The sequence below is a fragment of the Krasilnikovia sp. MM14-A1259 genome (assembly GCF_047159535.1).
GTDB lineage: Bacteria > Actinomycetota > Actinomycetes > Mycobacteriales > Micromonosporaceae > Actinoplanes.
This window is the reverse complement of record NZ_BAAGAJ010000002.1, coordinates 3,190,472-3,212,351: the sequence shown is the minus strand read 5'-3', so window position 1 is coordinate 3,212,351 and position 21,880 is coordinate 3,190,472. Positions and strand designations below refer to the sequence as shown.

19 protein-coding genes are annotated in these 21,880 nt (G+C 70.8%); 12 read left to right on the top strand and 7 right to left on the bottom strand.

The window, feature by feature from the left end:
* The first annotated feature begins 454 nt into the window (after window positions 1-454).
* Together ACMCNK_RS14125 and rny are read left to right on the top strand one after the other, a co-directional pair.
* A complete protein-coding gene (locus tag ACMCNK_RS14125) occupies window positions 455-1,318 on the top strand; it encodes a hypothetical protein (protein ID WP_412736871.1) in 864 nt (287 codons plus the stop codon).
* 579 nt (window positions 1,319-1,897) lie between these two features.
* Complete coding sequence (gene rny / locus ACMCNK_RS14120; protein WP_412736870.1) at window positions 1,898-3,658, top strand: ribonuclease Y; 1,761 nt, start codon at window positions 1,898-1,900, stop codon at window positions 3,656-3,658.
* Between the two features lie 4 nt (window positions 3,659-3,662).
* Here the strand turns inward: rny and ACMCNK_RS14115 are convergent, their stop codons facing one another.
* The 4 genes from ACMCNK_RS14115 to ACMCNK_RS14100 form a co-directional block, all read right to left on the bottom strand.
* Window positions 3,663-4,550 carry an amino acid ABC transporter permease gene (locus tag ACMCNK_RS14115; protein ID WP_412736869.1) on the bottom strand — a complete coding sequence of 296 codons (888 nt, stop codon included), beginning with the start codon at window positions 4,548-4,550 and terminating at the stop codon, window positions 3,663-3,665.
* Window positions 4,547-5,221, bottom strand: coding sequence for an amino acid ABC transporter permease (locus ACMCNK_RS14110; RefSeq protein WP_412736868.1), 675 nt, complete (start codon window positions 5,219-5,221; stop codon window positions 4,547-4,549). Before ACMCNK_RS14110 ends, ACMCNK_RS14115 begins: the two co-directional genes overlap by 4 nt.
* Window positions 5,222-5,290: 69 nt before the next feature.
* Complete coding sequence (locus tag ACMCNK_RS14105) at window positions 5,291-6,139, bottom strand: glutamate ABC transporter substrate-binding protein (RefSeq protein WP_412736867.1); 849 nt, start codon at window positions 6,137-6,139, stop codon at window positions 5,291-5,293.
* A 63-nt stretch (window positions 6,140-6,202) separates the two neighbouring features.
* Complete coding sequence (locus ACMCNK_RS14100; RefSeq protein WP_412736866.1) at window positions 6,203-6,946, bottom strand: amino acid ABC transporter ATP-binding protein; 744 nt, start codon at window positions 6,944-6,946, stop codon at window positions 6,203-6,205.
* 287 nt (window positions 6,947-7,233) lie between these two features.
* Between ACMCNK_RS14100 and ACMCNK_RS14095 the strand changes: the two genes are divergently transcribed.
* From ACMCNK_RS14095 to ACMCNK_RS14085, 3 genes are all read left to right on the top strand, one after another.
* Entirely contained in the window at window positions 7,234-7,722 is a 489-nt protein-coding gene (locus ACMCNK_RS14095) for a hypothetical protein (RefSeq protein ID WP_412736865.1), read from the top strand.
* 95 nt (window positions 7,723-7,817) lie between these two features.
* Window positions 7,818-9,311, top strand: coding sequence for a tRNA (N6-isopentenyl adenosine(37)-C2)-methylthiotransferase MiaB (gene miaB, locus ACMCNK_RS14090; protein ID WP_412736864.1), 1,494 nt, complete (start codon window positions 7,818-7,820; stop codon window positions 9,309-9,311).
* 51 nt (window positions 9,312-9,362) lie between these two features.
* Window positions 9,363-10,808: a diguanylate cyclase domain-containing protein gene (locus ACMCNK_RS14085; RefSeq protein WP_412736863.1), complete on the top strand. Its 1,446-nt coding sequence runs from the start codon at window positions 9,363-9,365 to the stop codon at window positions 10,806-10,808.
* Window positions 10,809-10,822: 14 nt separating this feature from the next.
* On the opposite strand, the gene ACMCNK_RS14080 is transcribed toward ACMCNK_RS14085, so the two are convergent.
* The gene (locus ACMCNK_RS14080; RefSeq protein WP_412736862.1) at window positions 10,823-12,031 is read right to left on the bottom strand and encodes a DUF349 domain-containing protein; all 1,209 of its coding nucleotides are present in this window, start codon (window positions 12,029-12,031) and stop codon (window positions 10,823-10,825) included.
* Window positions 12,032-12,188: 157 nt separating this feature from the next.
* Here ACMCNK_RS14080 and miaA point away from each other — a divergent pair, with 157 nt between their 5' ends.
* The 3 genes from miaA to ACMCNK_RS14065 are packed head-to-tail and all read left to right on the top strand — an operon-like array spanning window position 12,189 to window position 14,748.
* Window positions 12,189-13,133 (top strand): tRNA (adenosine(37)-N6)-dimethylallyltransferase MiaA, encoded by a 945-nt coding sequence (miaA, locus tag ACMCNK_RS14075; RefSeq protein WP_412736861.1) that lies wholly within the window; start codon window positions 12,189-12,191, stop codon window positions 13,131-13,133.
* The gene (gene dapF, locus ACMCNK_RS14070) at window positions 13,133-14,005 is read left to right on the top strand and encodes a diaminopimelate epimerase (protein WP_412736860.1); all 873 of its coding nucleotides are present in this window, start codon (window positions 13,133-13,135) and stop codon (window positions 14,003-14,005) included. The genes miaA and dapF overlap by 1 nt, the downstream gene beginning before the upstream one ends.
* Window positions 14,005-14,748 (top strand): glycerophosphodiester phosphodiesterase, encoded by a 744-nt coding sequence (locus tag ACMCNK_RS14065; RefSeq protein ID WP_412736859.1) that lies wholly within the window; start codon window positions 14,005-14,007, stop codon window positions 14,746-14,748. Before dapF ends, ACMCNK_RS14065 begins: the two co-directional genes overlap by 1 nt.
* Before the next feature lie 51 nt (window positions 14,749-14,799).
* On the opposite strand, the gene ACMCNK_RS14060 is transcribed toward ACMCNK_RS14065, so the two are convergent.
* A complete protein-coding gene (locus tag ACMCNK_RS14060) occupies window positions 14,800-16,260 on the bottom strand; it encodes an NAD-dependent malic enzyme (protein ID WP_412736858.1) in 1,461 nt (486 codons plus the stop codon).
* A gap of 173 nt (window positions 16,261-16,433) precedes the next feature.
* Between ACMCNK_RS14060 and hflX the strand changes: the two genes are divergently transcribed.
* Complete coding sequence (gene hflX / locus ACMCNK_RS14055; protein ID WP_412736857.1) at window positions 16,434-17,834, top strand: GTPase HflX; 1,401 nt, start codon at window positions 16,434-16,436, stop codon at window positions 17,832-17,834.
* Between the two features lie 91 nt (window positions 17,835-17,925).
* Window positions 17,926-19,512, top strand: coding sequence for a hypothetical protein (locus ACMCNK_RS14050; RefSeq protein WP_412736856.1), 1,587 nt, complete (start codon window positions 17,926-17,928; stop codon window positions 19,510-19,512).
* A 245-nt stretch (window positions 19,513-19,757) separates the two neighbouring features.
* Here the strand turns inward: ACMCNK_RS14050 and lexA are convergent, their stop codons facing one another.
* Window positions 19,758-20,552 carry a transcriptional repressor LexA gene (lexA, locus tag ACMCNK_RS14045; protein ID WP_412736855.1) on the bottom strand — a complete coding sequence of 265 codons (795 nt, stop codon included), beginning with the start codon at window positions 20,550-20,552 and terminating at the stop codon, window positions 19,758-19,760.
* A gap of 255 nt (window positions 20,553-20,807) precedes the next feature.
* Here lexA and ACMCNK_RS14040 point away from each other — a divergent pair, with 255 nt between their 5' ends.
* Together ACMCNK_RS14040 and nrdR are read left to right on the top strand one after the other, a co-directional pair.
* Window positions 20,808-21,020 carry a hypothetical protein gene (locus tag ACMCNK_RS14040; protein ID WP_412736854.1) on the top strand — a complete coding sequence of 71 codons (213 nt, stop codon included), beginning with the start codon at window positions 20,808-20,810 and terminating at the stop codon, window positions 21,018-21,020.
* 309 nt (window positions 21,021-21,329) lie between these two features.
* Window positions 21,330-21,869 carry a transcriptional regulator NrdR gene (gene nrdR, locus ACMCNK_RS14035; RefSeq protein ID WP_412736853.1) on the top strand — a complete coding sequence of 180 codons (540 nt, stop codon included), beginning with the start codon at window positions 21,330-21,332 and terminating at the stop codon, window positions 21,867-21,869.
* Window positions 21,870-21,880 lie beyond the last annotated feature (11 nt).

Here is a 21,880-nt window from a genome sequence, read left to right as displayed (position 1 = left end):
CGATCGCAGCTGACTGGTAGTCTGCTCCGGCGTGACAGACGACTCCCACGGTGTGCCGCGCGGGTCCGGACCCTTCTCTGGGAACGCCGAACACACGGTTCACCCAGCCGCCGTGGGCGACTCTCCATCCGGCATTCCAACCGACATGGCGTCCGATTCGGACGCCAATGCCGGTCTGACAACCGCACCCACATCCACCGCGAATGATCGGGCTCAACCGCAAAGTGGCCCGGCCGCGAGTGAGTCCCACGTGGAGTCCGAATTCCGGACCGCGCCGGATCCTGCGACCGAGCAGCCCTCGGGAGCTGAACACCCGGTGGGGGTGCCCCCGTCGGCGACAAAGCCCCGGAAAGCCGAGTCTCTGGGGTACCCGCCTTACGGACCTTTCCACCATGCGCCCACGCCGGGCCATGCGCCCACGCCGGGCCATGCGCCCACGCCGGGCCATGCGCCCATGCCAAGCCATGCGCCCGCGCCTGGGCTGCCCACCAGCCCACATCGGCAGGGGAACGCGGATCACCCGGCCCCAGCGACCTCGGCTCCTCCGGCCTCGGCGCCGCCCTCCCCATCGCCGAGCCCGGTCTCGGACGGTGGCCCGTCCGCCGGCTACGACGACGCCTTCGGCTTCGACACCTCGGTCCCCCGAGGTCCGCGGATCGAGCCGTCCCCACCGCCGGACCGTCGTCGGCACGTCTTCGGGATCGTCGTCGGACTCGTCGTCGGGCTTCTGGTGTTCGGTACGGCCGGCTGGTTCACCGGCCGTGCGACCGCCCCTACGGCGGGCCGCTCCCGGACGACGCCCGCCCCCGCGGCGACCCTGGGTGCGTACGAGCGCAACCAGGTCGCGATCAACCAACCGAAGCTGACCGGCGCCTTGGCCCCGGTGGCGCAGGACTGGCTTGTGCACCTTTCAGGATGTGCGCGTACCGGCGAGCCGGGCGGCCCGGTCCTGCATCGCGGCGAGAAGGCCCGCGTGCGGTGCGAGTTGGATGCGATGACCATCGTCTTCATCGAGTTCAACTCTGCGGCTGACCGGGACAAAGCGCAGGTCAGGACGCTCGGGCAGAACGTGGACGCGCGTCAGCTGACCCCTGGCGTCGCCGCGCCGACCAGAAAGTCCACTCCGTCCGATCGCCTATCGGGCAACTACATTGAGTATGCGTTTAAGGTGACCGAGGGTGGCCGCGAGCGGGTCGTCAGCGGCATCTGGTGGGACGATGCGAAGGCGCCGGTGGCCGCCTTCATGCTGGGGTACTGGAAGGAGAGTGCGGGGGAGAGCTGGGAGCCGATGCGCGATCTCTGGTCCCGGTACGCCTGAATTGCCCCCCGGATGGGTTGAGCTGGGCGTGAGCGCGTCTGTGCCGTCCGTCCCGTCCGCTGCCGAATCATGAGTCCTTGACCGAACCGGCTCTCGCGACCTAGCCTCGCGTTACACAAGGTTTGCTCGACCACCGCAAGCAAAGCGCACAACATAGATCGCATTACAGTAAGGCATCACTTCGGTGCCCTGTGGCGCCGATGACCACGCCGCCCGCGGAGTTCGCGGGAGGGGATGCGCCATACCGGGCAGCACTCCGGTGCGGCGGTCTGGTCGTGGGCGCGACGCAGCGCACACGGCGTCAGGCACTGGTCGTGTGCCGACACGGGCAGTAGTGATCGGTCGGCACGTGCGTTCTGCGTTACGGGCCACCGTCCGGATCCGTCCCCGTCCGGCTCGCGGTCAGTCCTACGGGGGCGCGATGCGGCGTCACACGCTGTCTGCGGCTCCGTTCGCGTGGTCGAGCATCCCGAGTTCCGCGGCCGGTGCCGCGGCCCCGGCACCCGCCGCGGGGGGTGCCGGACCCGCCGTGACAGGCTGGCGGGAGCGGATGCGCGAGGTGAAGGGAGCAGCGGCGAGATGACCGCCCCGTATTGGGTGTTCGTGGTGGCGATCGCGGTCCTCGCCGCATTGGTGGTCTTCGGGCTCGTGGTCGGCGCCCGGATCGTGCGCCAGCTCCAGAACGGCCGGACCGACGAGCGATTCCTCGAAGCGAAGGACCGGCAGGAGCAGTCCCTGGCCGCATTGCGCACCGCCGCTGACGAGGCGTCCACGGCCGTCGATGACGCGAAGGCCAAGGCCGCCTCCGTGCGTGCCGAGGCGGCTGCCGCGAAGGCCGAGGCGAGCGCGGCCCGCGCCGAGGCGCGCCGCGTGCTGGAGGCCGCACATGGCGAGGCCGACACCATCCTCGAACACGCGCACCGCCAGGCCGAGTCCGACGCCGAGCAGGTCCGGGCCGCGGCCCGGCGCAGCGGCGAGCGTGAGGTGGCGCTTCTCAACGCGACCGCGAAGGAGCAGGCCGCCGAGGTGGAGCGGCGCGCAGCCCGGATCGACGAGCGGGAACGGCTGCACGGCGACGAGGTGGAGCGGCTCACCGAGCGTGAACGTCGGCTCGCCGCGACGGACACGGACCTGACCGCCCGGGAGGCGGCGCTGGCCCGCCGCGAGGGCGAGTTGGCCAGCGCGGAGGAGGAGCATCGCCGGGAGCTGGAGCGCATCGCCGGACTGACCGCCGACACCGCCCGCGCCGAGCTGGTCGACAACATCGAGGCGCAGGCGAAGCGGGAGGCCGCGCTGCTGGTCCGGGACATCGAGAACGACGCCCGCAGCACCGCCGAGACCCGGGCCCGCCACATCGTCGTGGACGCCATCCAGCGGATCGCCAGCGAGCAGACCGCGGAGAGCGTGGTCAGTGTCCTGCACCTGCCGAGCGACGAGATGAAGGGCCGGATCATCGGCCGCGAAGGCCGCAACATCCGAGCTTTCGAGTCGACCACCGGCGTCAACCTGATCATCGACGACACCCCCGAGGCCGTGCTGCTGTCCTGTTTCGACCCGGTACGCCGGGAGGTCGGCCGACTGACCCTGGAGAAGCTGGTCCTGGACGGGCGGATCCACCCGCACCGGATCGAGGAGGTCTTCGAGTCGGCCAAGAGCGAGGTGGAGCGCCTGTGCGACCGCGCCGCCGAGGAGGCCCTGGTCGACGTCGGCATCACGGACATCCACCCGGAACTGGCCACGCTGCTCGGCCGTCTGCGCTATCGCACGAGCTACGGGCAGAACGTACTGAAGCATCTCGCCGAGACCGCGCACATCGCCGGCATCATGGCCGCGGAGCTGCGCCTGGACGTGCCGACGATCAAGCGGTGCGCGTTCCTGCACGACATCGGCAAGGCGCTCACCCACGAGGTGGAGGGCAGTCACGCGCTCATCGGCGCGGACCTGGCCCGCAAGTACGGCGAGAGCGAAGACGTCGTGCACGCCATCGAGGCGCACCACAACGAGGTGGCCCCGCAGACCATCGAGGCCGTGCTGACGCAGGCGTCCGACGCCTGTTCCGGCGGCCGCCCGGGTGCCCGGCGCGAGAGCCTGGAGGCGTACGTGAAGCGGCTGGAGCGGATCGAGGAGATCGCCGCGGGCAAGCTCGGGGTGGACAAGGTCTTCGCGATGCAGGCCGGCCGGGAGATCCGGGTGATGGTGCGCCCGGAGGAGGTCGACGACATCGGCGCGGCCGTGCTGGCGCGTGACGTGGCGAAGCAGATCGAGGAGGAGCTGACCTATCCGGGCCAGATCCGCGTCACGGTCGTTCGCGAGTCCCGTGTCACGGAGCTGGCCCGGTAGGACCTCAGCCCTGTGGCTCACCCACGCCGCTGGCGGCCTCCACACTGGCGGCCAGCGCGTCACCGACGCCGCGCGGCGAGCGGCCCGCGCGCCGTGTGCGGCGCCCGAGCCACCCGGCCACCCAGGTCAGCGCCGCGTTCACCAGGATGTAGATGATCGCGACGACGATGGCGGCCTGGAGCACGTTGCCGTAGTTGGCGGACAGGTTGTTGACGCCCAGCTGCAGCAGCTCCGGGTACGCGATGATGTAGCCCAGCGCGGTGTCCTTGACCAGGACGACGAGCTGGCTGACGATCACCGGCAGCATCGCACGGGCCGCCTGGGGCAGCAGGACGTTCTGCATGACCTGGCTCTTGCGCAGTCCGATCGCGTAACCGGCCTCGCTCTGCCCCGGCGGCACCGCGCGGATGCCGGCCCGGAACGCCTCGGCGAGCACGGAGCCGTTGTAGAGCGTGAGGCCGGCGACGACGGCCCAGAAGACCGGCATCGGCGCCTGCGTCAGGAACGGCACGCCGTAGAAGATGAAGAACATCAACAGCAGCAACGGTACGGCGCGGAAGAACTCGACGACCGCACCGGCCGGGATGCTGACCCAGCGGTGGTCGGAGAGCCGCCCGACCGCGAAGAGCAGCCCGAACACCAGCGACAGCACCATGGCGACCGCCGCCGCCTTCAGCGTGCCCTCCAGCCCGGGGATGATGTAGTCCGTCCACGTGCCGGCGTTCGTGAACGGCTCCCACAGCGCGGCTGCCCACTGCCCCTTGGCGTCGAAACGCCGGTACACCCAGATGACCAACGCCAGCAGGACCACGCCGAAGATGAGCGTCAGGAGCCGGTTGCGGGCCTGCGCCCGGGGCCCCGGGTGGTCGTAGAGGACCGTGTCGGTGCTCATCGCTTCACCGCCAGTCGGTTCGCCAGCCAGCCGAACGCGTAGCCGGATGGGATCAGAACGGCGGCGAACGTGCCCGCGAAGACGAAGAAGATCGGGATGACCGCGTCGCCGTTCGTGTTGATGAGGTCCTTCATCGCGGTCGACGACTCGGCGAGGCCGATCGTGCCGACGATCGTGGAGTTCTTGGCCAGAGCGATGAAGATGCTGCCCAGCGGCGCGACCACGGCGCGACCCGCCTGCGGCAGGATGATCATCGTGAGGGTCTGGCGGAACGACATCCCGATCGCCCGGGCCGCCTCCGCCTGCCCGGCCGGCACGGTGTTGATCCCGGAGCGGATCGCCTCACAGATGAACGCCGCGGTGTACACCGACAGGCCGATCACGCCGAGCCAGTAGTTGTTGCGCTCGATGTCGTCGGAGACCGTGACACCGAGCGTGGAGTACAGGCCGAAGTAGCAGAAGAAGATGATCAACGTCAGCGGCGTGTTGCGGAAGGTGTTCACCCACGCCGTGCCGAAGCCACGCAGCACCGGCACGGGGGAGACCCGCATCGCGGCCAACAGGACTCCCAGCACGAGCGCGCCGACAGTGCCCCCGATCGTGAGCTTCAGGATCCAGAGGAACCCGGTCACGTACACGTCGACGTTGGCAGGATCGGAGAAGACGTCCATCGTCCTCGCTTCCTCGTAACACGGTCGCGGGCGGGACCGGCACGCCGGTCCCGCCCGCGACCAGGCGGATCAGCTGCAGTTGGTCAGCTTCGTGACGTCCAGCTCGGGCGCGGGCTTGCCGAGTGTCGACTCCCACGCCTGCTTGTACGAGCCGTCGGTCGCCGACGCCTTGAGAATCTCATTGATCTTGTTGCAGCCCGTGGTGTCGGTCTTCTTCAGACCGATGCCGTACGGCTCGGTGCTGAACGGCTTGCGGACCAGCTTGAACTTGCCCGCGTTCTGCGTCTGGGCGGCGTACCCGGCGAGGACGATGTCGTCCGTGGTCACCGCGTCCACCTGGCCGCCGGCCAGGGCGGTCACGCACTTGGAGTACGTGTCGAACTGCTGCAGGTGGGCCTTCGGGTAGTCGGACTGGATCCGCTTGGCCGGGGTCGATCCGGTCACGGAGCAGACCTTCTTGCCGTCCAGCGCCTCCGGCCCGGTGATCGTCGAGTTCACGGGCACCAGCAGGTCCTGGCCCGCGACGTAGTACGGACCCCCGAAGTTGACGACCTTCTTGCGGTCGTCGTTGATCGTGTACGTCGCCACGACCAGGTCCACCTGGCCCTGCTGGATGAACGGCTCCCGGTTGCTCGACACGGTCGTCTTCCAGGTGATGCCGGACTCCGGCACGCCGAGGCCCTTCGCCACGATCTTGGCGATCTCGATGTCGAAGCCGGTGTAGGTCGTACCGGTCTGCAGGCCCAGGCCGGGCTGGTCCGCCTTGACACCGATGGTCAGCTTCTTCTGACTCGACGCCTTGTCCACGATCCCGCCGGAACCGCTGGAGCCGCCGTTGTTGTCGCCGCCGCCGCAGGCCGCCGCGGCCAACACCATCGCCAACGTCCCGGCTGCTGCTGCCAATCGGGTGATGCGCATCGTTACGCTCCTCGAATAAGGGGTTTACCAGCAGAGCCGCCCCCGCGGCTCCTCAGTAGACGCTCAGTGCGTCAGAATCTTCGACAGGAAGTCCTTCGCGCGGTCGCTGCGCGGGTGCGCGAAGAATTCGGCGGGCTCGGCCTGCTCGACGATCTGCCCGTCGGCCATGAAGACGACCCGGTTGGCCGCGTGCCGGGCGAAGCCCATCTCGTGGGTGACGACGACCATGGTCATGCCTTCGCGGGCGAGCGAGGTCATGACGTCGAGCACCTCGCCGACCATCTCCGGGTCCAGCGCGCTGGTCGGCTCGTCGAACAGCAGTGCCTTGGGCTGCATGGCCAGCGCGCGGGCGATCGCGACCCGCTGCTGCTGGCCGCCGGAGAGCTGGGCCGGGTACTTGTCGGCCTGGCTCGCGATGCCCACCCGTTCGAGCAGGGCGAGAGCGCGGTCGCGTACCGCGGCGGTGTTCTCTTTACGGACCTTGACCGGTCCGAGCATCACGTTCTGCAGGATGGTCTTGTGGGCGAAGAGGTTGAACGACTGGAACACCATGCCGACCTCGCTGCGCAGCCGGGCGAGGGCGCGGCCCTCGGCGGGCAGCGGCCGGCCGTTGAAGGTGATCCTCCCCGAGTTGATCGGCTCCAAGCGGTTGATCGCGCGGCAGAGCGTCGACTTGCCCGAACCCGACGGTCCGATCACGACCACGACCTCGCCGCGGTGCACAGAAAGATCCACATCCTGCAGCACGTGCAACGGGCCGAACCACTTGTTGACCTTGTCGAGCACGATGAGCGGCTCGTCAGCCACGGTCGAACCACCATCCCGTCGTTGGAACTGTCAACAGGTCCACTGTATTGGCGCGGCGATCTCGGATCGGACCGAGAATAGTCACGGAGCGGTAACTCCAGCGTCGTCCCCATGCGGAAGGTAGGCAGGGCATGACCGAGTGCACCGAGCGCACCGAGCGCACGAAGGCGCGAGGGCTGCGGAAGGTGAGCAGGGCATGACCGAGTGCAGCGAGGGCCGCGGGGGCATGCGGATGGCAGGCGCAGCATGACCGGGCGCAGCGAGGGCTGTGAAGGGTGGGGTGTGGCATGAGTGAGCTGGCCGGACCGGTCGACGGGTTGTGGAGCTGGTGTGTGGCGGGGCTTGTCACCGCGGCGTCGGTCCGGGCTGCCCTCGCCGGGGTGTTGCAGCGGCCGGTCACGACGCTCGACGCGCCCACGGACGGGGCGGTGCTGTGCGATGTCTGGTATGTCGGCGGTGATTTCCCGACCTTGATCGAGTGCTTCTGCGCCCCGGGGGACATCGGCGAGGCCACGACCGCGAGCGCCCTCGCGGTCCGTCTGGGCGCCGACGTGCTGCTGCCGGACGACACCCTCAACCCCACCCGATACGTACGCGCCGAGCCCGACGGCACGCTGACACCGGTGCACGTGGACGAGGTCGAGACCGACGACGGTACGGAGCGCCGGAACGCCCGCCCGTGCACCGGTGCGGACCCGGCCTGCGGCGCCGCCCCGGGTTGCGACAGCTCCCGGTTCGTCCCGCGGCCCAGCCCGGGCCGTCCCGCCGCGGCGTAGCCGCGTCCCCGTCCTGAGGCGCGGCGGAGTCCTGGGCCGGGCGCCCTGCCGGGCCGCAGGGACATCCGGTGCAGGGACTACCCTGGTTGATTGCCATGACTATCGCAGCAGAGACCCCGCAGGCCCGCACGTACGACGTGCGCACGTACGGCTGCCAGATGAACGTCCACGACTCGGAACGCATCTCCGGGCTCCTGGAGGAGGCGGGCTACGTGCGCGCCGCCGACGCCGACGCCGCCGACGTGGTCGTCTTCAACACCTGCGCGGTCCGCGAGAATGCGGACAATCGCCTCTACGGCAACCTGGGTCACCTGCGCCCCACCAAGCTCACCAAACCGGACATGCAGATCGCGGTCGGCGGCTGCCTGGCTCAGAAGGACCGCGGCGACATCGTCAAGCGCGCCCCCTGGGTCGACGTCGTGTTCGGCACCCACAACATCGGTTCCCTCCCGGCCTTGCTGGAACGGGCCCGGCACAACGCGGCCGCCGAGGTGGAGATCCTGGAGTCGCTGGAGGTCTTTCCTTCCACGCTGCCCACCCGCCGCGAGTCCAGCTACGCCGGCTGGGTCTCCATCTCCGTCGGCTGCAACAACACCTGCACGTTCTGCATCGTGCCGTCGCTGCGCGGCAAGGAGAAGGACCGCCGCCCGGGCGACATCCTCGCCGAGGTGCGCGCCCTGGTGGCCGAGGGGGTCCTCGAGGTCACGCTGCTCGGTCAGAACGTCAACTCGTACGGCGTCGAGTTCGGTGACCGGCTGGCGTTCGGCAAGCTGCTGCGCGCGTGTGGCGAGGTCGACGGGCTGGAGCGGGTCCGGTTCACCAGCCCGCATCCGAAGGACTTCACCGACGACGTGATCGCCGCGATGGCGGAGACCCCGAACGTCTGCCACTCCCTGCACATGCCGCTGCAGTCCGGCTCCGACCGGCTGCTCAAGGCGATGCGTCGCAGCTACCGGGCCGAGAAGTACCTGGGCATCATCGACAAGGTGCGGGCGGCGATGCCGGACGCCGCGATCACCACGGACATCATCGTCGGATTCCCCGGCGAGACCGACGCCGACTTCGCGCAGACCCTCGACGTGGTGCGCGCGGCCCGCTTCGCCAGCGCGTTCACGTTCCAGTACAGCAAGCGTCCCGGCACCCCGGCGGCCACGATGCGCGACCAGCTGCCCAAGCAGGTCGTGCAGGAGCGCTACGAGCGGCTCATCGCGACGCTGGAGGACATCACCTGGGCGGAGAACAAGCGGCAGGTCGGCCGCACGGTCGAGGTCCTGGTCGCGGTCGGCGAGGGGCGCAAGGACGAGCGTACGGGCCGGATGTCCGGCCGCGCGCGGGACGGGCGGCTGGTGCATTTCGCCACGGGAGGGCTGACCGGCATCCGGCCGGGCGACGTCGTGCACACCGAGATCACGTACGCGGCACCGCACCACCTCAACGCGGACGGGGCCCCGGTGGCGCACCGGCGCACCCGGGCCGGTGACGCGTTCGAGGCCGGGCGCACCCCGCGTACACCCGGGGTGGTTCTGGGTCTGCCGACCGTCGGCGTGCCCGCGCAGCTGCCGCCGGCGGAGGACGCCTGCGGGCGCTGATCCCGGGCGCGGATCTCTAAGATCATCGCGCGAACGGCCGACCGGGCAGGCATGACGTTCCGGTGGTACGCCCTGGCCTCGTTCGGCCTCACTGCGGCGTACCTCGCGTTCCCTGGCGAGCTGCGGGGCATTGCGTTCCTGTTGATCACGCTGGGTGCGATCCCCGCGGCGGTGATGGGCGCCCGGCGCAGCAAGGGCACCGGCCGGATGCCGTGGTGGCTGCTGCTGACCGCGCTGACGGTGTTCAATGTCGGGAACGTTCTCTATTTCTGGTATGTCTACGTCCAGCATCGGCCGACGGCCGATGGCACTCTCGCTGACCTGCTGTTCAGCACGGCGAACATCTTCGTGTTCGCCGCCGCCCTGACCATCATCGTGCGCCGCGGACGGCGCGACGTCGGAGGTATGGCCGACGCTGCGCTCACCTCGCTGGCGGTCGGTGGTCTGCTCTGGGACGTCGTGCTGCTGCCCCATCTGACCGCCCTGGGCATGACCGAGCCGCGGCAGATGGCGCTGTTCGTGAACATCTTCCTCACCCTGGGCACGTTCGGCGCCCTGCTGCGGGTCAGCAAGGCGGCGCCTGAGCGCCTCGTCACCGTGACGCTGTTCAGCGTCGCGTCCGGCGCCACGCTGATCGGGAACGTCACGAGCGCCCTGGTGTCGGACCCCCACGGGGTGCGCCCCGACTGGACCAACGTGCCGTTCCTCCTCGCGTACTCGGCGCTCACCGCGGCCGCCGTGCACCCGTCGGCGGCGCAGGCGACCCGGCTCACCCCCGCACCGAAGGACGACCTGTCTCCGGGGCGGCTCACGTTCCTCGGGGCGATGATGGCCCTCATCCCGCTGGTCGGCGGCGGCCGGGTCCTGTTCGGCCTGCCCACCGACGGGGTGCTGCTGGCCATCGGCTCCGCGCTGGTCGTTCCGCTCGTCATGGTCCGCATCGCCGCGCTGTCGGCCCAGCGCCGCCAGGCCGAGCAGGCGCTGCGGCGGATGGCCGCCCAGGACAGCCTGACCGGCCTGCCGAACCGCGGCGCCTGCCTCGAACGGATCACCGCGGCGTTGGCCGAGCCGGTACCCTGCCCGGACGCCGCCCCGTGGCTGGCGGTGCTGTTCTGCGACCTCGACGGCTTCAAGCCGGTCAACGACCGGTTCGGCCATGCCGCCGGGGACCAGTTGCTGATCGCGGTCGCCGACCGGCTGCGCAGCTGCGTACGCGACACCGACCTGGTGAGCCGGTTCGGCGGCGACGAGTTCGTGATCGTGTGCCAGGCCACCGATTCGCGTGCCGCGGTCACGGCGGTGTGCGAGCGGATCCGCACGATGGTGCGCCAGCCGATCACCGTGGCGGGGCAGACCGTACAGATCGGCATCAGCGTGGGTGTGGCCTTCGCCGAGCCGGGTAGCACCACCGACGGCCTGGTCGGTCGTGCCGACCAGGCCATGTACAAGGCCAAGCAGTCGAAGGCGCTCGGCAACCTCAGCCTGGCCGCCGCGTAGCCGACCCGGCCGGGTCAGCTCGTCTGCTCGGCCAGCGCCAGGAACTGCCGCTTCGACGCGAGGGCCTGCTCGGCCTCCTTGATGCGCCGGTTGTCGCCGGCTGCCTGGGCCCGGGCCAGCCGCTGCTCCGCCTCCGCGACCTGCTCACGCATCTGCTGCAGCAGCGGGTTGTCCTGGGGCGAGGTCTTGCGCCACGCCGAATCCATGGCCACCCGGATCCGCTCCTCGGCGGCCCGCCACCGGCGATCCAGCCCCGAGGACGACTCCCGCGGCACCCGGCCCGCGTCGTGCCAGGCCGCCTGGGCGTCGCGCAGCCTGTTCTGCGCCGCGCGCGGATCGGCGTCCACGTCGACAGCTTCCAGCTCGGCGAGGATGGCCTGCTTCTTCTCCAGGTTGCCCTTGTACTCCGCGTCGCGGGCCGAGAAGACCTCGCTGCGGCGGGTGAAGAACGCGTCCTGAGCCGCCCGGAATCGCTCCCAGAGGCGCTGCTCGGCCTCCTTCGCGGCGCGCGGCGCGGCCTTCCACTCGGACATCAGCTCCTTGAGTCGGGCGGCGGTGGGCCCCCACTCCGAGGACTCGGCGAGGCTTTCCGCCTCCTTGACCAGCTCTTCCTTCGCGCCCTGCGCCTGCTTGCGCTGACCGTCCAGGGTGGCGAAGTGGGCGCCGCGGCGGCGGGTGAAGCCGTCACGGGCGGCGGCGAAGCGCTTCCACAGCTCCCCGTCGGTCTTCTTGTCGACCCCGCGGATGGTCTTCCACTCGTCGAGGATCTCCTTCAGCCGGTCCCCGGCGGACTTCCAGCCGGTGGACTCGGCCGCGATCGTCTCGGCCTCCTCGACCAGCGCGGTCTTGCGGGCCAGCGCCTCCGTACGGGCGACCTCACGCGCCGCCCGTGCCTCGCCGGCCTTCTCGTCGGCGAGCGTGGCCAGCCGGTCCAGCCGGGTGGCGAGCCCGTCGACGTCGCCGACCACGTGGGCCTCGGCCAGGGTGGCGCGTATGCGCTTGACGCTGCTCAGCGAATGCGCGGCGTCGGCCGCACCCGAGTTGAGCCGGGCCTCGATGAGGTCGACCTCGGTGACCAGGTCGGCGAAGCGCCGGGCGAAGTGGGCCAGACCCTCCTCCGGGGTGCCCGCCTGCCACGAGCCGACCACCCGGTCGCCCTCGGCGGTCTTCACGTACACGGTGCCGTCGGCATCCACGCGTCCGAAGGCCGTCCAGTCGTTCATGAGCTCATCCTCATTCTCCCGGCGCCGCCGGCCCGCGTGCCCGACAACCACCGCCATAGCGCAGTTGAACGCCAAACCTTCCATCGGCATTCTTTCTCGCGCATTGTCACAGGTCCAACCCGGTTCCGGGGAAGCGCCCTCGGATGACCGTGACCATATGGTGTCCTACGGTGGCGGCGTGCCGTTGTTTCCCATTCCGCGGGTCGTCGCCGTTGTCGGACCCACTGCCGCCGGCAAATCGGCGCTCAGCATCGCGCTGGCCCGTGAGCTGGGCGGCGAGGTGGTCAACGCCGACTCGATGCAGCTCTACCGCGGCATGGACATCGGTACGGCCAAACTGACCGACGCCGAACGCTCGGGCGTGCCGCATCACCTGCTCGACATCTGGCCGGTGACCGAGCCGGCCAGCGTCGCCGAGTACCAGCGGCTGGCCCGGGCGGCGGTCGACGACATCCTCGCCCGCGGCCGGGTTCCGTTGCTGGTCGGCGGCTCCGGCCTGTACGTGCGTGCCGTCCTGGAGGAATTCACGTTCCCCGGCACGGATCCGCTGATCCGCGCCCGCCTCGAGGCCGAGTTGGCCGAGGCCGGCCCTGGCGTGCTGCACCGGCGCCTCGCCACGATGGACGCCGAAGCCGCCGGGAAGATCCTGCCCAGCAACGGCCGCCGCATCGTGCGCGCACTGGAGGTGATCGAGCTGACCGGGGCGCCGTTCACCGCGGCGCTGCCCGACCCGGTGCCGTTCTACGACTCCGTCCAGGTCGGCGTCGACCGGGACACCGCCGAGCTGGACGGGCGCATCGCCGAGCGGGTGCGGCTGATGTGGGCGTCCGGGCTGCTCGACGAGGTCCGCGACCTGGCCGGCCAAGGCCTGCGCGAGGGCCGTACGGCCAGCCGGGCGCTCGGCTACCAGCAGGCCCTGGCGCAGCTCGACGGGCAGCTCACCGAGGAGCAGGCCCAGCAGGAGACGATCCAGGCGACCCGGCGCTTCGTACGCCGCCAGCGGTCCTGGTTCCGCCGCGACCCGCGGGTGCACTGGCTCGACGGGGCGTCGGACAGCCTGAGCGAGGCCGCGATGGCCGTGCTCGCGGCGGCTGCGCGATGATGGACCGCGTGTTGTTCACCAAAGGCCACGGCACCGGCAACGACTTCGTCCTCCTGCCCGACCCCGACGGGTCGCTCGACCTGACCCCCGAGCTGGTCGCCGCGCTGTGCGACCGGCATCGCGGGATCGGCGCCGACGGCGTGCTGCGGGTCGTGCGTACCGCCAAGCACCCCGAGGCTGCCGGGATGGCCGCCGACGCCGACTGGTTCATGGACTACTGGAACGCCGACGGCTCGTCCGCCGAGATGTGCGGCAACGGCGTCCGCGTCTTCACCCGGTACCTGGTGGCCAGCGGCCTGGCCGCGACCGGATCCGAGGTCCTGCCGGTGGCCACCCGGGCCGGCGTCGTGCGTGCGCTGGTCGGTCCGTCCGAGATCAGCGTTCACATGACCACCCCCCGGGTGTACGCGGCGAGCACCGCCACCGTGGGCGCGCTGACCGTGCCCGGGGTGGCCGTGAACTGCGGCAACCCGCACCTGGTCTGCGGGCTGCACGACGGCGTGCCGCTGGACGGCCTGGACTTGTCGGTGGCCCCGGCGTTCGACGCGGGCGTGTTCCCGGACGGCACGAACGTCGAGTTCGTCACGGAGGCCGAGCCCGTGGCCGGCACGGACCTGCACGTGCGCATGCGGGTGTACGAGCGCGGCTCCGCCGAGACCCAGTCGTGCGGGTCCGGGGCGCTGGCCGTGGGCGCGGTGGCGCTGCGGGAGGCGGGACGCGACACCGGCGTGGTGGCCGTGGACGTGCTCGGCGGCCGGCTGACCGTCACCGCGGACGCCGACGGGCGCTGGTGGCTGGCCGGCCCTGCGGTGCTGGTCGCCTCCGGCGAGGTGGATCCGGCCGCCCTCGCCGCCGCGGCGGCCCGGCGCTGATGGCGGTTCTGCACCGGGTCGCGCACCGCGGATACTCCGCCGTCGCCCCGGAGAACACCCTGCCCGCGCTGGCAGCCGGGGTGCTGGCCGGCGCCACGTTCATCGAGTTCGACGTGCGAACCAGCGCGGACGGCGTACCCGTGGTCATCCACGACCGCACGCTGGAACGCACCACGAACGGCACCGGCCACGTCTGGGAGCGGACCGCCGCCGAGCTCACCGCGCTGGACGCGGGCTCCTGGTTCTCCCCGGCCTATGCGGGCACCCCGGTGCCGACCCTGGTACAGGCGCTCGACCTGCTGCGCCCGTACGCGGAGATCGAACTGCTGGTGGAGATCAAGCCGCCCGCGTCCCTGGAGCAGGTGCGGGCCATCCTCGGTCTGGTCGCCGAGCGGGACCTGCTGGCCCGTACGGTCGTGCAGAGTTTCGACCCCGAAGTCGTGCAGCGCGCCGGTGAGGCCGTGCCCGACGTCCGCCGCGGGTTGCTGCGCGAGCCGTTCGACGCCGACCAGGTGGCGGTCGCCAAGGAGCTGGGTGTGGCGTTCTGCAACCCGTCCGTGGCCGACGTACTGGCCGAACCCGGCACCGTGGCCGCGCTGGCCGACGTCGGGGTGGCGGTGATGGCGTGGACGGCGAACGACCCTGCCCAGTGGCCCGGCCTGGTCGCAGCCGGGGTGTCCGGCGTGATCACCGACCGCTTGGGCGAGCTGACCGGCTGGGCCACCCGCGCGTTTCCCGGCTGAGGAGCGCCCGCTCACGCGCCGCGGTGCCCCTCAGCCGATGTGGGCCACGCGCTAGAAGGTCTCGGCGGGGGCCCCGTCGAGGTCCTCGGGGAGCATCGCGCCCGGCCCGGTGGGGGCCGGGTGTCCCTTCACCGTGGCCCGGATCGCGGCCGCCACCGCCGGGGTGACCCGGGAGTCGAAGACGCTCGGAATGATCACCGTCGGGTTCAGCTTGTCCTCGCCGACGACGTCCGCGATCGCCATGGCCGCGGCCAGCGCCATCTCCTCGGTGAACTCCTCCGCGCTGACGTCGAGCATCCCCCGGAACACCCCCGGGAAGGCCAGCACGTTGTTGATCTGGTTGGGCTGGTCGGAGCGCCCGGTCGCGACGACCGCGGCATGCCGGCGGGCGGCGCGCGGGTCCACCTCCGGGTCGGGGTTGGCCAGCGCGAACACGATCGACTTGTCGGCCATCTTGGCGATGTCGTCGCCGGTGAGCAGGTTCGGCGCGCTGACCCCGATGAACACGTCCGCGCCCGCGATCGCTCCGGGCAGGTCGCCTTCGTAGCCGTCCCGGTTGGTGTGCTCGGCCAGCCACCGCCAGGTCGGTGTCAGATCCGGCATGCCGCGGTGCAGGGCGCCCAGCCGGTCGTACGCGATGATGTCGCCGACGCCCTGGCGCAGCAGCAGCTTCATGATCGCCGTACCGGCGGCCCCGGCCCCGGAGACGACCACCTTGACGTCGGCGAGCTGCTTGCCCACGACGCGCAGCGCGTTGGTCAGCGCGGCCAGTACGCAGATGGCGGTGCCGTGCTGGTCGTCGTGGAAGACCGGGATGTCCAGCGCCTCGCGCAGCCGCATCTCGATCTCGAAGCACCGCGGCGCCGCGATGTCCTCCAGATTGATCCCCCCGTACGCGGGGGCGATGGCCTTCACGATCTGCACGATCTCGTCGGTGTCCTGGGTGTCCAACACCACCGGCCACGCGTCGACGCCGCCGAACCGCTTGAACAGCGCCGCCTTGCCCTCCATCACCGGCATCGCGGCGGCCGGCCCGATGTTGCCCAGGCCCAGCACCGCGGAACCGTCGCTGACCACCGCGACCGTGTTGCGCTTGATGGTGAGCCGCCGCGCATCGGCGGGGTTCTCCGCGATGGCCATGCACACCCGGGCCACCCCGGGTGTGTACGCCCGGGACAGCTCGTCGCGGTTGCGCAGCGCCACCTTCGACGACACCTCGATCTTGCCGCCGAGGTGCAGCAGGAACGTCCGGTCGGAAACCTTGCGGACGTCCACCCCTTCGAGGCCCTGCAACGTCTTGACCACCTGATCGGCGTGGCCCGAGTCGGCGGTGTCGCAGGTGAGGTCGACGAGTACGCGAGTGGGGTCGGAGTCGACCACGTCCAGCGCGGTCACGATCGCGCCGGCTTCACCGACGCAGGTGGTGAGCCGTCCGATCGAGGACGCGTCGGCGGTCACGGCGATGCGGATCGTGATCGAGAATCCTGCACTGGGCAGGCGGGTGGTCAACACGGTTTGCCCTCCGGCGTTGGCGGGTACGTCATCGCATTCTTGCGCTTGCGGAATAGTGACAACCAATCCGGTGGTTACTGAGGAGTTAGACACCAATCGACAACGCCCGGCCCCGATATGTGGATGCGCCTCGACGTGTGGCGTGCCACCATCGGGCCGAGGAGGTCACCCTTTTGCGAACCGATCTTTACGAACCCGACGTCACCACCGGTGATCTGGAGCTGGAGGAGCGGCACTCGCTGCGGCGGGTGGCCGGGCTCTCCACCGAGCTCACCGACATCACCGAGGTCGAGTACCGGCAGCTGCGTCTGGAGCGGGTCGTCCTGGTCGGTGTGTGGACCGAGGGCAGCGCCGCCGACGCGGAGAACTCGCTGACCGAGCTCGCCGCGCTCGCCGAAACCGCCGGCTCGCAGGTTCTGGAGGGCCTCATCCAGCGGCGCAGCCGTCCCGACGCGGCCACCTTCATCGGCCGCGGCAAGGTCGACGAGTTGCGCGACATCGTCGTGTCGACCGGCGCCGACACCGTGATCTGCGACGGCGAGCTGTCCCCGTCGCAGCTGCGCAACCTGGAGCAGCAGACCAAGGTCAAGGTCGTCGACCGGACCGCACTGATCCTGGACATCTTCGCCCAGCACGCCAAGAGCCGCGAGGGCAAGGCTCAGGTCGAGCTGGCCCAGCTGCAGTACCTGCTGCCCCGCCTGCGCGGCTGGGGCGAGACGCTGTCGCGGCAGTCCGGCGGTTCCGGCCGGGGCGGCGGTGCGGGTGGCGGCGTGGGCCTGCGCGGTCCCGGTGAGACGAAGCTGGAGACCGACCGGCGCCGGATCAACCACCGGATCGCCAAGCTGCGGCGCGAGATCAAAGCGATGCGCACCGTACGGCAGACCAAGCGTTCGCGCCGCTCCCAGGCGGGGGTGCCCGCGGTCGCCATCGCGGGCTACACCAACGCGGGCAAGTCGAGCCTGCTCAACCGGCTGACCCAGGCCGGGGTGCTGGTGGAGAACGCCCTGTTCGCCACGCTGGACCCGACCACCCGCCGAGCCGCGGCCGAAGACGGGCGGGTCTACACGCTGTCCGACACGGTCGGCTTCGTCCGGCATCTGCCGCACCAGATCGTCGAGGCGTTCCGTTCGACGCTGGAGGAGGTGGCGTTCGCCGACCTGGTGGTGCACGTCGTCGACGGCGCCGACCCCGACCCGGAGGGCCAGGTTGTGGCGGTTCGTGAGGTGCTCGGCGAGGTGGGCGCCGACCGGATCCCCGAGTTGCTGGTCGTCAACAAGGTCGATGCCGCGGACGAGGAGACGCTGCTGCGGCTCAAGCGGATCTGGCCGGACGCGGTGTTCGTCTCGGCGCGTACCGGGGTGGGGATCGAGGAGTTGCAGGTGGCGATCGCCGCGCGGCTGCCGCGGCCGGCGCTGGACCTGCGGGTGGTGCTGCCGTACGACCGGGGTGACCTGGTGGCCCGCATCCATCGCAACGGGCAGGTGCTGACCACGGCGCACACCGAGGCGGGCACGGAGCTGCGGGTCCGGGTGGATGAGCAGCTCGCGGCCGAGCTGGCGGCGTACCGGGCCTGAGCATTCGGGCAAAACGGATACGACTGGCGTGTTCACCTGGGCTGATCCACGCATCACACCGTCACGCGACGCCGCGTGCGACACTGGTCCGATGCGGCGTCTCGTGTGCTCGATCATCGTGGCTGGTGGCCTCGTGATGGTCGGTGCGGGCAGCGCCCACGCCGAGCAGGCCGCGGTGGCCGCCGACGTGAAGGCCGAGCCCGGCAAGAAGGTGTGCAAGATCACAGACCCGCGGCTCACCGAGCTGTCCGGCCTCGTGGCCACCAAGGACGGCTACATCACGGTCAACGACAGCTCCGACCGCGAGAACCTGAAGCGCGTCTTCTACCTCGACCAGGATTGCAAGGTCGTCAACGACGTCGGGTACACCGGGAACGGCCCCCGCGACACCGAGGACATGGCGCTCTCGCGGGACCAGAAGACGCTGTGGATCGGCGACATCGGCGACAACGACAAGCAGCGCACCACGATCGTGCTCTGGAAGATGCCCGCGAGCGGGTCGAAGCGACCCGTTCTGTACCGGCTCAGCTATCCGGACGGCGCCAAGGACGCGGAGGGCCTGTTCGTCGATGGCGACGGGATCCCGGTCGTGGTGACCAAGGAGTCCGGCAAGGCGGGCCTCTACAAGCCCGCCGCCGCGCTCAAGCCGGACACCGCCAACGGTGTGCCGATGCGCCGGGTCGGCGACGTGTCGCTGCCGGGGACCGCGACCGCCAACCCGCTCGGGCCGATCGGACGCCTGCTCGCCACCGGAGCCGCGGTCTCGCCCGACGGTTCCAAGGTCGTCATCCGCACGTATGCGGACGCGTTCGAATGGGACGTCAAGGGCGGTGACGTGGTTGCCGCGCTGAAGGGCACCCCCCGCCAGACGCCGCTGCCGAACGAGCCGTGGGGTGAGGCGATCTCCTTCACCCCCGACGGCAAGTCCCTGGTGACCGTCTCCGACATGGGGTCGGTCGGCGCGGAGACGCCCAACTACATCCAGCGGTATGCCCCGGCGGTCGAGGTCGTCACCGCGGCCGCGAAGGCGAAGTCCGCCACGCCGAGCAACGGCCCGGCCTGGTATTCCGACCTCAGCCTGAAGGACCTGACGTACATGGTCGGCGGTGTCGGCCTGTTCGGTGCCCTCCTCGTCGGGCTGGGGGTGACCGGCATCATGCGCTCGCGCAAGCGGGCGGCACTCGGACCGGTCTCCCCGGCGACCGCGTCGGCCGGACCGCTGCCCACCGACGCGGAGACCGAGCTGCTGTCCGTGGGCGGCCCGGCCGCGCCGCTGGGCGCCGGGCCAGGCGGCGCAGGCCCCACGTACGGCACGAACCGCGGTGGACCGCCGCCCGGCGGCATGTACGGCGCACCGCCCGCTGCGTCGACGCCCCCACGCGGTGGCGGCGTCTACCCCGGCGCGGGCGGAGGACCAGCCGGTGGTCGACCGGGCCAGCACCCGGGCCGTCCGGTGCCGCACGGGGGCCCGCCCCCGGCCGGGCGTCCGATGCCACCGGGCGGTGGACGCCCGGCGCCGCCCGCGGGCCGACCCGCACCGCTTCCCGGCCGCCCCGGACCGGGTGGCGGAAATCCTGGGCGCCCCGGCGGCGGCGTTTACGGCGCACCTCCTGCCGCCCCACCCCCGGCCGGCGGTAACCCGGCCCAGAACGGCTGGTTCGGCTCCGAGCCCAGCTGACCCGTTGGTCTGCCGAGCGAGTTCCGCCTGACCCGCATGCTGACTTGGTCTGCGTTTTGTCTGGTCTGCGTTCTGTCTGGTCTGGGTTCTGTCTGGTCTGGGTTCTGACTGGCTCGGGTTCTGACTGGCTCGGGTTCTGACGGCCCGGGCCCACGGCGGACCGGCCTGGTGGCGATCAGCGCGGGCCCCGCACGGTCCGGACCGGGGAAGGGGTCGGAACCACACGGGACCCGCGGAGCGGGCTGTCAGACGCGGCGCAGTACCGCGACGACCCGGCCCATGATGGTCGCGTCGTCACCGGGGATCGGATCGAAGGCCGGGTTCGCCGGCATCAGCCATACGTGCCCGTCGCGCTGGCGGTAGCTCTTCACCGTCGCCTCGCCGTCGATCATGGCGGCGACGATGTCGCCCGCGTTGGCGGTCGGCTGCTGGCGCACGACGACCCAGTCCCCGTTGCAGATCGCGGCGTCGATCATCGAGTCGCCCTTGACCTCCAGCATGAACACGTCACCCTCGCCGACCAGCTCGCGCGGCAGCGGGAAGAAGTCCTCGACCGCCTGCTCGGCGAGGATCGGGCCACCGGCGGCGATGCGCCCGACCAGTGGCACATACGCCGGGGTGGGCCGGGCCGAGCGCAACGCCTCGTCGTCGACCAGCTCGCTGGGGGTGCGCACGTCCACCGCGCGAGGCCGGTTGGGGTCGCGGCGCAGGAAGCCCTTGTTCTCCAGAGCTTTCAGCTGGTAGGCCACGCTGGACGGGGACACCAGCCCCACCGCCTCGCCGATCTCACGCACGCTCGGGGGGTAGCCATACCGGTCCACCCAGTCGCGGATGAACTCGAGGATGCGGCGCTGGCGCGCGGTCAGCTCGGTGGTGATCTGCTCGGGGAGCTGGCTGACCACCGGCGTCACGGCGCGAAGCTGCGGCTCGCCGCCGCGGGACCGGCTCGGCGTCCGGCGGCGCATGGCCGCCCCCGGGTTGGTGGCCTCGGGCTTCCTGCCCGGTTGATGCTGCCGGCTCGTCCGGTCGTCGGTCGACACGTCCGTCCGCCCTCCTGTCGGCCAGTGCCTGTCGGCACGTGGTGCGTCGCGGAGCCGGAATCGCCCGTGGGGATAGGCGTTCGTCCGGCTGACCCCTCTTGTCGCAGAACCGTATCGGCGCGGTACGACATATTCAAACATCTGTACGACGTCGAATGCGGCGTGTCGCCCGTACGTGCGTGACTTCCGTACACATGTTCTGGTAGACCCTCGTACGGACGTTCGATCGAACGTCCGTACGAGAGGGGTGACGCCATGGTGTCGAACGATGTGGTGTCGCGCGGTGTGCACCGGCCGCCGCTGCGGCTGACCCGGCGAGGGCAGATCGTGGTGTTCCTGTTCTTCCTGGCGCTTGCCGCGCTCGCCAGCGCGGTGTTGTTCACCACGGCGTCGCACGGTGCGCCCCGGGCCGTCCCGGGCTATGTCGCGCATCACGGCGAGGCCCGGAAAACGGCCCACCCGGGCTGAAAACGGGACGCCGGTGATGCGGCCCGTAACCGGCACGGCACCGGTCGTGCGGTGCCGCAAACCCCCGTCGCACCGGGCCGGAAATATCGGCGCGCCGACCCGCCGTTGAACTTGCGTCGGCTTCCGCATCGGCCTAACGTCGACCCCAACATCTAGTAGTTACAAGGGTGTAAGTTATCCACAAGTTGGGGTTGAGGCCCCAGCTTCTCCACACGCTCAGACACAGTGCGGGCCGATTTTGATCATGGCCGTGCTGCTGTTCGGCGTGCCTGGGGACAGGTGACCTTACCCGGCGACAGGAGGACTGCGGTGCGGTGCCCGTACTGCCGGCACGCGGACTCGCGCGTGGTCGACTCGCGTGAGGCCGAGGACGGTCAGCTGATCCGTCGTCGTCGATCCTGCCCCGAGTGCGGCAAGCGGTTCACGACGGTCGAGGAGGCGGTGCTGGCGGTGGTCAAGCGCAGCGGCGTCACGGAGCCCTTCAGCCGTACGAAAATCATGGGTGGGGTGCGCAAGGCGTGCCAGGGTCGTCCCGTGGACGAGGACGCCATCGCCGTGCTGGCCCAGAAGGTCGAGGAGACCGTGCGCGCCAAGGGCGCCGCCGAGGTGCCCAGCCACGACGTCGGCCTGGCCATCCTCGGCCCGTTGCGCGAGCTGGACCAGGTCGCCTACCTGAGGTTTGCCAGCGTCTACAAGGCGTTCGACTCGCTCGACGAGTTCGAGGTGGAGATCCACGCCCTGCGCGAGGCCGCCACGGCGCGGGAGGCGGCCGTGCGGCACGCCGTCGCGGCCCGGCCCACCGGCCGGCCGCCCAAGATCAGCGATGCGGCCGTCGCCCGGCCGCACTGAAGCATCAGACA